Source organism: Corallococcus sp. BB11-1, from assembly GCF_026626625.1.
Classification (GTDB): domain Bacteria; phylum Myxococcota; class Myxococcia; order Myxococcales; family Myxococcaceae; genus Corallococcus; species Corallococcus soli.
In genome coordinates this window covers 18,721-30,912 of sequence record NZ_JAPNJY010000016.1, presented here as the reverse complement: position 1 = coordinate 30,912, position 12,192 = coordinate 18,721, and the positions used below count along the sequence as shown (strand labels likewise).

General features: G+C 69.4%; 14 protein-coding genes. 9 read left to right on the top strand and 5 right to left on the bottom strand.

What is annotated here, in order from left to right:
* Positions 1-86: 86 nt before the first annotated feature.
* The 3 genes from OV207_RS13315 to OV207_RS13305 all read right to left on the bottom strand — a co-directional run bounded on the left by OV207_RS13315 (position 87) and on the right by OV207_RS13305 (position 2,652).
* The gene (locus tag OV207_RS13315; protein ID WP_267555542.1) at positions 87-1,535 is read right to left on the bottom strand and encodes a M20 family peptidase; all 1,449 of its coding nucleotides are present in this window, start codon (positions 1,533-1,535) and stop codon (positions 87-89) included.
* Between the two features lie 115 nt (positions 1,536-1,650).
* Entirely contained in the window at positions 1,651-1,911 is a 261-nt protein-coding gene (locus tag OV207_RS13310; RefSeq protein WP_267555540.1) for a hypothetical protein, read from the bottom strand.
* Between the two features lie 24 nt (positions 1,912-1,935).
* Entirely contained in the window at positions 1,936-2,652 is a 717-nt protein-coding gene (locus tag OV207_RS13305; protein WP_267555538.1) for a hypothetical protein, read from the bottom strand.
* A 203-nt stretch (positions 2,653-2,855) separates the two neighbouring features.
* On the opposite strand from OV207_RS13305, the gene OV207_RS13300 reads away from it, so the two are divergent.
* From OV207_RS13300 to OV207_RS13265, 8 genes are all read left to right on the top strand, one after another.
* Positions 2,856-2,996 carry a hypothetical protein gene (locus OV207_RS13300; protein WP_267555536.1) on the top strand — a complete coding sequence of 47 codons (141 nt, stop codon included), beginning with the start codon at positions 2,856-2,858 and terminating at the stop codon, positions 2,994-2,996.
* 19 nt (positions 2,997-3,015) lie between these two features.
* On the top strand, positions 3,016-3,504 hold the full coding sequence (locus OV207_RS13295; RefSeq protein ID WP_267555534.1) for a hypothetical protein: 489 nt from the start codon (positions 3,016-3,018) through the stop codon (positions 3,502-3,504).
* A 155-nt stretch (positions 3,505-3,659) separates the two neighbouring features.
* Positions 3,660-4,097, top strand: a complete 438-nt coding sequence (locus OV207_RS13290) for a hypothetical protein (RefSeq protein ID WP_267555532.1) — start codon at positions 3,660-3,662, stop codon at positions 4,095-4,097.
* A gap of 185 nt (positions 4,098-4,282) precedes the next feature.
* On the top strand, positions 4,283-5,392 hold the full coding sequence (locus tag OV207_RS13285; RefSeq protein WP_267555530.1) for a GNAT family N-acetyltransferase: 1,110 nt from the start codon (positions 4,283-4,285) through the stop codon (positions 5,390-5,392).
* Between the two features lie 6 nt (positions 5,393-5,398).
* Positions 5,399-6,448 (top strand): acyltransferase family protein, encoded by a 1,050-nt coding sequence (locus OV207_RS13280; protein ID WP_267555528.1) that lies wholly within the window; start codon positions 5,399-5,401, stop codon positions 6,446-6,448.
* Positions 6,449-6,517: 69 nt separating this feature from the next.
* Positions 6,518-7,507, top strand: coding sequence for a GNAT family N-acetyltransferase (locus OV207_RS13275; protein WP_267555526.1), 990 nt, complete (start codon positions 6,518-6,520; stop codon positions 7,505-7,507).
* 57 nt (positions 7,508-7,564) lie between these two features.
* Complete coding sequence (locus tag OV207_RS13270; protein WP_267555525.1) at positions 7,565-9,319, top strand: DUF4157 domain-containing protein; 1,755 nt, start codon at positions 7,565-7,567, stop codon at positions 9,317-9,319.
* A 173-nt stretch (positions 9,320-9,492) separates the two neighbouring features.
* Positions 9,493-9,918 (top strand): immunoglobulin-like domain-containing protein, encoded by a 426-nt coding sequence (locus OV207_RS13265; RefSeq protein ID WP_267555523.1) that lies wholly within the window; start codon positions 9,493-9,495, stop codon positions 9,916-9,918.
* A 78-nt stretch (positions 9,919-9,996) separates the two neighbouring features.
* On the opposite strand, the gene OV207_RS13260 is transcribed toward OV207_RS13265, so the two are convergent.
* Positions 9,997-10,752 carry a class I SAM-dependent methyltransferase gene (locus OV207_RS13260; protein ID WP_193430002.1) on the bottom strand — a complete coding sequence of 252 codons (756 nt, stop codon included), beginning with the start codon at positions 10,750-10,752 and terminating at the stop codon, positions 9,997-9,999.
* A gap of 214 nt (positions 10,753-10,966) precedes the next feature.
* Between OV207_RS13260 and OV207_RS13255 the strand changes: the two genes are divergently transcribed.
* A complete protein-coding gene (locus tag OV207_RS13255; protein WP_267555520.1) occupies positions 10,967-11,524 on the top strand; it encodes a biotin transporter BioY in 558 nt (185 codons plus the stop codon).
* A gap of 93 nt (positions 11,525-11,617) precedes the next feature.
* Here the strand turns inward: OV207_RS13255 and OV207_RS13250 are convergent, their stop codons facing one another.
* The gene (locus OV207_RS13250) at positions 11,618-12,133 is read right to left on the bottom strand and encodes an OmpA family protein (protein ID WP_193430000.1); all 516 of its coding nucleotides are present in this window, start codon (positions 12,131-12,133) and stop codon (positions 11,618-11,620) included.
* Between the last annotated feature and the right edge of the window lie 59 nt (positions 12,134-12,192).

Here is a 12,192-nt window from a genome sequence, read left to right as displayed (position 1 = left end):
AGTCATCAGGGCGGTGCTGGATGCACAACGCCACCTCCGGCCCGATGTCGAACACGAAGTTGGAGCGACGTGGCGGTGGCCCCGTGTTAGCGCGTGGCGTTGCGCAGGTACTGCGCGTAGAAGCGGATGGCGGCGGCGTGACCCGCGACGGAGAGCCGCTCATCGCGACCGTGCATGCGCGCCAGGTCCTCGCGGGCCAGACGCACGGGCATGAAGCGGTACACGCTGTCGGTCAAGGGGTAGAAGTGGCGGGAGTCGGTGGCCGCCACGGTGAGGAAGGGCGCCACCAGCACGTCCGGGAACACCTGCCGGATGCTGCGCTGCAACTGCCGCCAGCCCTCCGTGTCCAGGCGCGACACCGGCGATGCCTCCTCGCCCTCGACGCTCAGCTCCACGCGCGCGTCGTCCACCGCCTCGCGCACGTGGGCGCGCACGTCCTCCAGGCTGTCGCCCGGCAGGGGGCGGACGTTGAGCACCGCGCGCGCCTGCGAGGGCAGCACGTTGGGCTTGGGGCTGCCTTCGAGCATGGTGGCCGCGAGGGTGGTGCGGATGCTGGCGTTCGTGGTGGGCGCCGCGGCCAGTTGTCGCTCGATGAGGGGCCCGAAGAGCCAGGTGTTGGCGAAGAGCAGGCGCATGCCGAAGCCCATCTCCGGCCCCACGTACTCGAACAGCGCCCGCGTCCCGCCGCGCAGCCCGGACTCGAAGGGGTGCTCCTCCAGCCTCACCAGGGCGCGGGCGAGGATGCCCGCGGCCGTCTGTCGCGGGGGCATGGACGCATGCCCGCCCGCGCTGCGCACCACCAGCTCCACGCGCCCCGAGCCCTTCTCCGCCACCCCCACCAGCGCCACCGGCGAGGCCACGCCGGGCACGAGCCCCACGCCGATGGGGCCTCCCTCGTCCAGCACCGACTCCAGGCGCACGCCCCGCTGTCGCAGCAGCGCGGCCACGCGGGCGGCGCCGTCACGCCCCCCCACCTCCTCGTCCGCGCCGAAGGCGAGCAGCACGGTGCGGCGCGGGCGGTGGCCCTGGGCGAGCAGGCCCTCCACGGCCTCCAGGATGGCGAGCACGCTGCCCTTGTCGTCCAGCGCTCCGCGCCCGTGGATGTACCCGTCCGCCACCTCACCGCCGAAGGGCGGGTGGCTCCAGGTGGCCTCCGCCTCCGCGGGCACCACGTCCAGGTGGCCCATCAGCAGCACGGGACTCAGTCCGGGCTCCGTGCCCTTCCACGTGTAGAGGTGCGAGTGCGCGCCCACGGCCTCGTGTCCGAGCTGCGCGTGCACGAGGGGAAAGGCGGCGACGAGCTGGGCGTGCAGCGCCCGGAAGGCGGCGTCGTCCGCGCTGATGCCGTCGGAAGCGGCGATGGTGCGGTGGCGCAGCGCCTCCGCGAGGCGGCCCGCGGCGCCGGTGGCATCCACCGAGAAGGGCTCGGCGGGCTCGGCGGGCACCTGCCGCGAGCCGAAGCGCAGCGTGCGGACGACGAGGGCGCCCACGAGGAGCAGGAGGATGGCCAGCAGGGCGAGGAGGGCACGCTTCATCGGCTCGGGGCTCCCAGGGAGGGCGCCGCCGAGCGTAGCAGCAGGCGCGGCGCGCGCACCTCGCGCGGATGCCGTGAAGCAAGGCGCGAGGGGCGTCGCGGAAGCAGGGAGGCCTTCAACCTCGTTCGTCCTTGACCGTCGCGGCGTTCAGGACCGCGGAGGCATCCTGGTTGGCGAGCGACACCGAGGAGGCGATGTCGCCGACATGGCCCGGCCTGGCGAGGAAGACGATGGCACCCAGCAGCTGCTCGGTGGGGTGTGAAATCCGGCTCAGCTGGGCGAGCACCTGTTCGACCTTGTCGGGCCCGAACTTCCGCTCGATCTCAGCGATGCGGTCCGCGTGATTGCGACCGTACTCCCGCGCGTCGCGTGGCATGGGGCACACCTGGAAGGAGCCGGCCTAGAAGAAGGGGGTGTACGTCTCGTCCCGCACCCAGAAGCTGGCGCTGTAGTTGAACGGCTCGGCGGCGAAGTTGGTCACGGCGTACCAGGGTCGACGCGCGATGGTGGGGTTCTGCAGCGGGATGGCGGTGGACGACACCGAACCGAGCAGCGCGAACGTGGATGCATTCTCCACCGTCGCGGCCGCGCTGCACGTCGCGCCCCAACATTGGACGAAGAGGCTGATCCGGAGCTTCCACACGCCGCTGAGGGCCGACTTGCTGAACGAAACGCAGTCCAGGATCCGCGAGCCGTAGATGTCGCTCCACCCGAACTGCTCGATCGCGAACTCGACCTGGGTGTCGGAGGCATCCGCGGGGCAGCTCGGATGGGCGGCGTTGTCGATCCGGCCCAACGCGATTCCGATTCCTCCATTCGGCGCATTGGGACTGAAGGCGCCCGTCGTGTTGAAGGGCTGGCCGCTCGCGAACCCGCTGATCGCGATGTGCTCGCTGCTGGATTGGAGGAGCGCGGTCGCGGCCACGTCGACTTCAATGGACTGCGTTTCGCGGGTGGCGCCGGCCGGCTTCACCGCCGCGCCACCAATCTTCGATGCGCCGCACAGCCCTGGCGCGCAGGGCGGCGTGAGGGAAAAGGTCTGTGCGGACGCGGAGGCGCCCCAGGCAAACAGGGAGAGGGCAAGCAGCCGGACCGCGGAGGATGTCTTCCAATTCATGGCGTTGCTCCGTCTGGCGGTTTCGTTCGCGGGGAGTCTCCCTCACGTCGTGCGCTCCGGACCATTCTTGCGGCCAGGGTGAGGAGGAATTCCCCCGGGCTCCGTTGAGGAGCCGTGACTGGAAGGAGGGCGGCACACACACCGCGATCCTCCGGCCGCTGAAGGCCCTACATGCACACCCCTCGTGGAGGGAGACCAGGACCATGAGACTCCGGAAGCAGACGACGCAGTGGACGCGCGCGGCGCTGGCGGGAGCGCTGCTGCTGCCGGCGGCGGGAGCGCTGGCGAACGAAACCCACGTCTCACGGCAGCGGCTTCACCGTCTGGAATGCCTTCCACGGTGACTCCTCGTGCGGCAACTTCGTGAAGCGCTACCTGGACGACTACGCGGCGAACTCGAAGAACGACGGCGTGGGCGAGAACTGGCTCGACGAGGCCTACGACTGGGGCGTCTTCAAGGACGACTGCCCGGTGTCCATCGTCTTCGGCAAGACCCAGGCGGACCGCAAGGCCATGGATGCGACGGGTGGCTGGAGGGACCGCAAGTCCACCGGAGAGAAGACCGGCTCCAGCTACTTCTTCGTGAAGGGCTGCGACCCCGAGAACGGCCGCGAACTGTACCCCACCGCCGTGGACACCCCCCAGCAACGGGTGCTCGCCGCGACGACGCTCAGCACCGGCTTCACCTTCGACGCCACCGCGATCGCCGCGCCTCCCACCGGAGGGCTGCCCTCCGTGCTGCTCACCCGCGCCGCGTTCGAGGACGCCGCCGTGCATCACGCGCTCCTGGGCACCCGCGAGCCCTTCCGGCTGACGGGGGACTCGCCTCACGCCGCGACCATGAGTCCCTGACCTGGAAGCTGGAGCGCGACCCCTACTCCGGGAGCCTGCTGGCGCTGCGCAAGACCGAAAGCGGCCCGGCCACCCCGCAGGAGCCCTCGCTGCTTCAGCAAGGCACCCTGTCGCGCCTCCAGGCCTGGGGCATCCCCACGGCGGAGGTGGGGCCGGTGCGGCAGGTGCAGGGCCTGGTCCGGAATGAGGAGAACGGCGCCGTCGGCGCTCCCGAAGTCGTCAACCACAAGACCTTCGTGCTGCGCGCGCTCCACGGCATCCGCGTGGAGGGCCACCGCGCGGTGGTGACCCACGGCGTGGATGGCGCCTTCCAGCGCGCGTTGATCAAGTGGCCCCCGCTCGCCCGCCAGGGCCACCTGCTGCGGACGCTGCTGACCCCGGCGGAGATTGAACAGCGCGCCACCGAGGCGCTGCTGCGCGAAGGGGAGACCGCGGGGCCGGTGCGCCTCTTCTGGAAGTACGTGCCCACCCAGCTCAGCACGGGCGAGGTGACGCTCACGCTCCAGGTGGGCGCCGCGATGCCGTCCTTCACCGGCGCGAGCAGCACCGAGGAGCCCCGCGTGGTCGACGTGGACGTGAGCCCCGTGCCGTAGCCGCCTCCGCGGCGCCCGCGACCGGATTCCAACATCCGGGGTGTCCCGGGAGGCGGCTCCAGCGGACGGGCCATGGGGATACCCTGCAATGGGAACGGCGGGGTGCGTTCCCTGCGCCCAGAAAAGGCGTCACGGAAGGGACTTCCTTTGGGGTCGCGAACATGCGGATGAGGCAAACGAGGGCCGTGCTCGTCCCTGACGAAGGGACGTTGGCGCTGACGGAGGACTATTTCCGCTCCGCGCACCACCTGCGGGCCGAACGGGTAACGCATACGCTCGCCATCGAGGACGGCGAGGGGAACTCGCTGCGAATGCCGCTCATCGTGCGGCCCATCGAGGGGACGCCGTACCGCGACGCCATCTCCCCGTATGGGTTCCCCGGGGGAGCGGTGGACGGGCTCGGGGAGGTGTCCAAGGAGGCGGTGGATTGGAGGGGGACGGAGCTCGTCAGCATCTTCGTGCGCGACCGCGTCGCGGGAACCCGCTGCTTCACGGGAGGGACGGAGCGCAACGAGGTGTTCATCATCGACCCGCGCCTGCCGGTCGAATTCCGGGAGATGCACTCCCGACACATCCGGCGCAACCTCCGGCTGGGCTTCGTGACCACCGCGCGTGAGGCCCGCGAGGCGCCGCGCGAGGAGCAGGAGGGCTTCAAGGAGATCTACCGGCAGACCATGCTCCGCGAGGGGGCAAGCCCCCGGTACTTCTTCTCCGACGCCTACTTCGAGGAGCTGTTCGCTTCGCCCTGCGCGTGGCTGGTGACGACGCGGGCGCCGGACGGGGGCGTGGCCTCCGCGGCGCTGGGCGTCCGCAGTGACGGCATGCTGCACTACTACCTGGGGGGCACGGCGGATGTGCACCTGGCGCGCTCGCCGGCGAAGAATGTCTTCTGGACGCTGGTGGAGCTCTCCACGCGGCTCGGGGTCCCGCTCCACCTGGGCGGGGGTATCCACCCAGGTGATGGCCTGGAGCAGTTCAAGCGGGGCCTCGCGAACGCGAGCTCCCGGCTCTGCACCCACGAACTCATCTGCGAGCCGGCCGTGTATGCCCACCTGTCGGAAGGCCGCGCCGGCAGTGACTTCTTTCCGGCCTATCGCGCGCCCGGCGCTTCATGCACCGCGCGGGTGGCGCAGTCCGTCGCCAAGGCGGCTCACGACGGGCCTCCGACGCCAGGGCCGACGGGTGCGGAGGACGCGACACATGTCCTCGACCGGAGGGGTCATGGTGAGGACAGAGGCCGTCACCTACCTTCCGACCCGTTCCGAGCACTGGCCGGAGATGTCCAGGAAGGGTGAACCCGGATGAGAAGCGCTGCCGCAGCCTCGGAGGCGAACCACCCGCGCCTGGTGGAGCTGGACGCACTCCGAGGCTTCGCGGCGCTGGCGGTCGCGCTGTATCACTTCACGTCCGAATACAGCGACCTCTACGGACACACCGCTCCCCTCTGGGGGGAGCTGTACGTCGGGAAGTATGGGGTTCAGCTCTTCTTCGCCATCAGCGGCTTCGTCATCCTGATGTCGCTGGAGCGCGTCGAGCGGGCCCGGGACTTCGTGATGGGACGCGCGGCCCGGCTCTACCCGGCCTATTGGACGGCGGTCGCGCTCACCTTCACGGTGGTGTCACTGTTCGGGCTGCCGGAGCGCGAGTTCGGCTTCCAGACGGCCCTGGTCAACCTGACCATGTTTCACGAACTCCTGCGCGTCCCGCATGTGGACACCGTGTACTGGACGCTGACCATCGAGCTGTCCTTCTACCTGTTGATGTTCGGGCTCGTGTTCGCGCGGGCGCTCCCCAAGGTCATCCCCATCTTCATCGCGCTCGTCGCGCTGCAGACCGTGGCCGAGCTGGCCGCGCAGGCGATGGGCATGCCCTTCGTCGCCCGCCTCGCGGGGCGGCCGCACCTGCAGTTCTTCGCGCTGGGCGTGCTGGCCTTCAAGCAGAGCCGCGGCCAGGTCTCCGTCCCCGCCTCGCTGGCGCTGATGGGCGTCTGCTTCGCGCACGAGGTGCTCGTCGGGAGCATCGCGCCCCTCCCCGTGTTCGGGGTCGTGCTCTGCCTTTGCCTCGCGCTCTCCCGGGGTGCGCTGCGCTGGCTCACCTGGCGCCCGCTGCTCTTCCTGGGGTTCATCTCCTATCCGTTCTACCTGGTCCACCAGAACATCGGTTACGTCATCATCCGGCGGCTCGAGGCCGCGGGTTGGCGTCCCGAAACAGCCATCGCGGTCGCGTTCGCCGCCGGGCTCCTGCTGGCCACGTTCATCACCTACCGCGTTGAACAGCCCGCGCTTCGCGGCTACCGCCAGTGGCGACGGAAGGCACAGGCCCGGACGGCGGTCTCTCCACGCATTGCATGAGGTCTCCGCGCGCTCGAAGCAGGAGGCGGAGGTGGGGCGCCGCGCCGCTCATTGAAAGGATGCGCTCGAATGATGAACCAGTCCGAAATCTCGCGGGTCAGGCCTACGCGCCTGAATCAATGTCGCGCCATCCTGGTCGCTGACGAAGGCAGCTCCGCCCTGTCGGAGGACTACTTCCGCTCCGCGCACCACCTGCGGGCCGAGGGGGTCACGCATACGCTCGCCATCGAGGACGGCGAGGGGAGGGCGCTGCGGGTGCCGCTCATCGTGCGGCCCATTGAAGGGACGCCGTATCGCGACGCCATCTCCCCGTACGGCTATCCCGGCGGGCGGATGGACGGGCTGCGCGAGGTGCCGAAGGACGCCGTGGACTGGACGGACACGGGGCTCGTCAGCCTCTTCGTGCGCGACCGTGTCACCGGTCCCCGCTGCTTCGCGGGCGGGACGGAGCGCAACGAGGTGTTCTTCATCGATCCCCGTCTGCCCATCGAGTTCCAGCCGGAGGCCCGCCGGCAGATGCGGCGCAACACCCGGCTGGGCTTCGTGAGCACCTGCTCTGCGATGCGCGAGACCTCGCACGAGGAGCGGGAGGGCTTCAAGGACGTCTACCTGCAGACCATGGTCCGCGACGGGGCGCACTCCCGTTACTTCTTCTCCGACGCGTACTTCGAGCAGCTGTTCTCCTCGCCCAACGCGTGGCTCGCGACGACCCGTGCGGCGGACGGCCACATCGCCTCCTCGGGCGTGGGCGTCTCCAGCGATGGCGTGATGCACTACTACCTGGGCGGGACGGCGGATGCGGACCTGGGGCGCTCGCCGGCCAAGAACACCGTCTTCGGGGCGCTGGTGGAGCTCAGCACGCGGTTGGGGTTGCCGCTCCACCTGGGCGGCGGCGTCCGCCCGGGTGACGGACTGGAGCAGTTCAAGCGCAGCTTCGCGAACGCGAGCTCCCGGCTCTGCACCCACGAGCTGATCTGCGAGCCCACCGTGTACGCCCGGCTCTCCGCGAGCAGACGCGACACGGACTACTTCCCGGCCTACCGCGCGCCCGGGAGCTGAGCGGGCGGGACATGCCAGGAGGGCGGGGCTCAGAGCGGCTGGGGGCTCCACTCGCGGTTGCGAATCCGGTTTTCCTGTATAATCCGGAGAATGTCCAACAACGATCTGACACGGCTTGAGCGGCAGGGGACTGCAAAGCCATTGCCTTTGGGCTTGCGGCGCCGCCTGGAGGCGTTCTTCGCCGAGGACTTCTCCGACGTGCGTGTCCATCTGGACGCCCGACCCCTGGCGCTTGGCGCGTGGGCCTTCACGCACGGCACGGACATCCACTTCGTGCCCAGCCGGTATCGACCTGGGACGGAGGCTGGAGTGTGGCTGCTCGCGCATGAGCTGGCCCATGTGGTTCAGCAGCGCCGGGGCGACGTTCCCGACATGCGGGGCGGCGTCCTGGACGACGCGAAGCTCGAGGCCGAGGCGGACCGCCTGGCCACCCTGGCGGTGGCGTTCCTGCGCGGGGGGCGCTTCGCTCGCGGTGCGGGGAGGGGGGCCACGCGAGGCCCGGGATGCACGACCGTGACGGGCAGTCCAGCCGTCGCGATCCAGTGCTTCCGCGTCGTCCGGCAGGTCGACAGCTCCCGCCAGGAGGTCGAGTTCTCAAGAAAGGAGCGGCAACCCGTCAACGGTCTCTACAAGGCTGACGGTTACTATTATTCCAGGATCGCGGAAGCCCAGACCACGATCCTCTACGAGCGCTCCAAGACGCCGTATCCGCCCGAGCCGGTCGTGCCGCCACCGCAGCCAGGGTCTTCGGTGCCCTACAAGACCGTCTCCGACACCCGGCATCTGCGCGCGGAGATGAAGAAGAGCGAGGCGCTCCTCCATCAGCGCTATCTCCAGTTGGGTCCCATCCAAAGGGACGTGGATCAACTGAGCAACCAGCTCTACCTCACGCTCCAGAACGGCAACAACGCGCTCAACGTCAAGCTGCGCGCGCTGCATCGGCGCCTCCAGCTCCTCCAGCGCCGCGCCACACGGAGCGCCTTCGCCGAGCTTCGCGCGTACATCACGCAATTCGAGTCGCAGGCGCACCTGCCGTTGATCTACCGGCTGGAGATGGGTCTCCCTGACGCGATGAACGGGATCATCGGCGGGTTCCGCGCCAGATCGATGCCCTTCGTCCCGTCGAACCACCTGCTCCTGTTGCTTGAGGACACGCCGAAACAGCCCCATGTGGGGGAAGACCACAAGACGCTTGAGGAGCGCTTCGACGTGCTGGCGCGCAAGTCCGGCGCGCCCCCGAAGATCCCCGCCTATACGGAATCGGTTCGCGAGCGGCACATCCACGAAGTGGATCTGGCCATGCTTCCCACCCAGGGCGGCCTCCCCATCGACCGCGTCCGGCAGCTCACGGACAGCGAAGGCGTCCTGCCCACCGTCACCACCGTCACCGACGCCCCTCCGGGGGAGAAGGCCATGGCCATCGGCTTCCAGGGGGCCATTGACTTCGGAGGCGAGCTCACCGTCGGAAACAACAAGGCCACGCGCATCTACGGGCTCCTCTTTCCCAAAGACGTGCTGGCGGAACTCGGCGTCAAGATGCGGGACGAGGACTCACCAAACCTGACGGTCTTCAGTACCCAGAGCCGCCGCAACAACCTGTCCAAGCTTTTTTCGATTCGCTATGAGAAGAGCACGGCCAAGGACGGACAGGCGCACCTGCACGACGACTGGTTGCTGGAGCTCGATGACGGGACCTTCATCAACCAGACGGAATATCTGCGGCAGATCGCCCTGGGCGTCGTCGAGCTGCGGCTCGTGAACGACGTGTGGGTGGTGCGCAAGTACACGACGTTCGGGCCCTTGGACTCATAGCTCGCGTCACGGTGACCCGCCGTGCCTCCCGGGGGACTCAGATATCCGTGGCGGCAGACGGCACGGCTCCGGATTTCCGAGAGCCTCGCCCGCGCGCTCCTCTGGGAGAACGTGGGGATGAATCTGGCCCGGCGCCTGCACCAGCGCCGGGACTCATTCTCAGGAGGACGCGGATGCGACGCACACTTCCATTGATGGCCCTCACCCTGCTCCTGGTGGCCTGCGGCGAGGTCGAGGTCTCCCTCACCACGGACGCCGCGACGTACCAGCCCGGTGACACCGTGCAGCTCCTGCTCCAGAACGAGGGGCTCCGCGAGGTGGGCTACAACCTCTGCGTCGTCCGGCTGGAGCTCCAGGAGGACAGCGGGTGGAGCCACACGCCGCACCTGGGCGAGACCGAGGCCTGCCCGCTCATCCTTCACACGCTGGAGCGCAGGGCCCAGGCCCAGGGCACGCTGCGGCTCCCCGACACGCTGCGGGCTGGTGAGTACCGCGTCGTGCATGACGTGGACACGCTGCGAACCGACTCCCAGGGGCGCGCCGCCCAGGAGCCGGTGATCAGCAACTCCTTCCACGTCGGTGAGGAAGGGACGCCGTAGGCGCACGCCCAGGCGGGAGCGGGAGGCACCAGGGCGCGCGCAGGGAGTCCCCTGGGCCCGCCCTGGCGGCCTTCGACTTCATGTCCGGAAGATGAGGACCAGATCCTCGTCCTGCTCCAGGCGGTACATGCCGTCGGCCCCGCGGCAGCGCTCGGTGTGCGCGCGGATCCGCGCATCCAGTTCGCGCGCTTGGTCCTCGGTCAGGGCCGCGAGCTGCTCCGCCGTGAAACAGCCCTCCAGCACGAGGAAGCGGCAGAGCGTGTACATCTCCTCGAAGGTGGCCGCGGCGAACCCGCTCATCGTCGGGATGACCTCGTGCGCCAATTGCTTGCGCTGGACCTCGGCGATCAACTGCTCGCTGAAGATCAACGTCTTGGAGAAGTCGCTGCACAACTCGTAGGTCGGCCCGCGCGCGGCGGCCATCGCGAGCAGACAGCAGCCCCCGGGGCGGACGAACGAGAGCAGTCTGTCAATGAAGCGTCCCCATTCAGGAGGAGGGACGTGGTACAGCACGTGCGAGCACACGACGAGCTCGTAGGTGTCTGGCGAGTGGAAGCCATCCAGGGACTTGAGATGGATCCTCGCCTTCTCGTGCTGGAACGGGGCGATCTGCTCGGGATTGGGCTCCAGCAGGGTGAGCGAGGCGAAGTGCCGCGCGAGCTTTTCGGCCACCTTGCCCGAACCGGCGCCCACATCCAGCAGCGTGGGGGACGTCGGCAGTTGGGGAAGGAGCCGATCCTCGACGACGCGATGGATGTTCTCGGGGTGTCGGGCGGTGGCCGCGAGCAGACGGAATGCCGTGGCGTACTCGTGCTGCGACATCGTGATTCCCATGATGAGTCCCCTCCAGAGGGGAACTCTACACGGTCAGGCGGAGGCGCTGACGGCGAGGCGCCCTTCGCCTTGCATCAGGCCCCGTCCTCGCTGAGCATCGGCCCGTGTCCCCACGCCCCTTTGTGTCGTCATCCGGTTCGCACTCCTCGCTGACGGGTCCGCGTTGAGCGCGGGCGCCAGTCTTCCCCCGCATCGCGTCCTGGCGGACGTCTTCGTGCGCACGCGCGCGCATGAGGCGGCGCTCGTGCTCGGCGCGGCGCTCTGGACCGCGTTGCTCGCGCAGGTCGCCATCGCGGTGCCGGGCTCGCCGGTGCCCATCACGGGCCAGACGCTCGCGGTCGTCCTCACGGCCGCCGCGCTCGGGCCTGGACGGGGCATGGCCGCGCAGCTCGTCTATCTGCTGCTGGGGGCGGTGGGGCTGCCGTTCTTCGCGAAGGCGGCCAGCGGCTGGGGACAGCTCGTCGGGCCGACCGGGGGCTACCTGGTGGCCTTCCTGCCCGCGGCCTGGCTCGTGGGGCTCGCGGCGCGCCACGGCTACGACAGGCGGCCGTGGACGGCGGTGCCCGTCTTCCTCGTGGGCCAGCTCGTCATCCTGGGCATCGGCATGGGCTGGCTCCGGGTGGCGGTCTCCCTCGACTCCGCCACGGCCTTTCACAAGGGCTTCGCTCCCTTCGTTCCCGGAGGGGTGCTCAAGGCCGCCATCGCCGGGCTGCTCACGGCCCTCGCGTGGCGGCTGGTCCAGGCGCGTGCTTCCAAGGCCACGGCATCGTGAAGCCAGGGCGGTGACGGCCTCTCCGACACGGCGAGAGGCACGTCCGTCCGGTGCGACGCGCATGGTCGCCGCCAGCCTCGGGGCGGCTGACGGCTACAGGCGGACCCGCAGCTCGTAGCGGCGGTTCTTCGCCTTCTTGGCGGCGGTGTCGTCCGGCTTCACCAGGGGCTTCTCGGAGCCGAAGCCCACGGCGATGATCTCGTTGCGGGGCACGCCGCGCGTCACCAGCTCCTTGACGAGGGTCTCCGCGCGCTGCTCGCTGAGCTTCTTGTTCTTCGCCGCGTCACCGGACGAGTCCGTGTGGCCGGAGACCTCGAACTTGTAGCTCTTCACCCCGGCGCCATCGAGCTGCTTCTTGGCGTCGATGAGGGTCGCGGCCAGCTTCTTCAGCTTCGCGTCGCAGCCGGCGTCCAGCTCGGCGGTGCCCGACTTGAAGCTGCACTGGTTCTTGCGGCCCTCGTCCATCAGCTTCGTGTTGACGCGCTTCTCGACGGCGCCCTTGCCGGCGTCGCCCGCGGACTTCTTGAGCGCGTCCAGCGCGCTCTGGGCGGAGGCCACGCCGGGGAGGACCAGCAGCGACATGGAGAGGCACAATGCCTTGAGCTTCATGGGAAGGACTCCTGAGGTCGAACAGGGAAGGGTGGAACGGCGCGCAAGGCTGCCCCCGC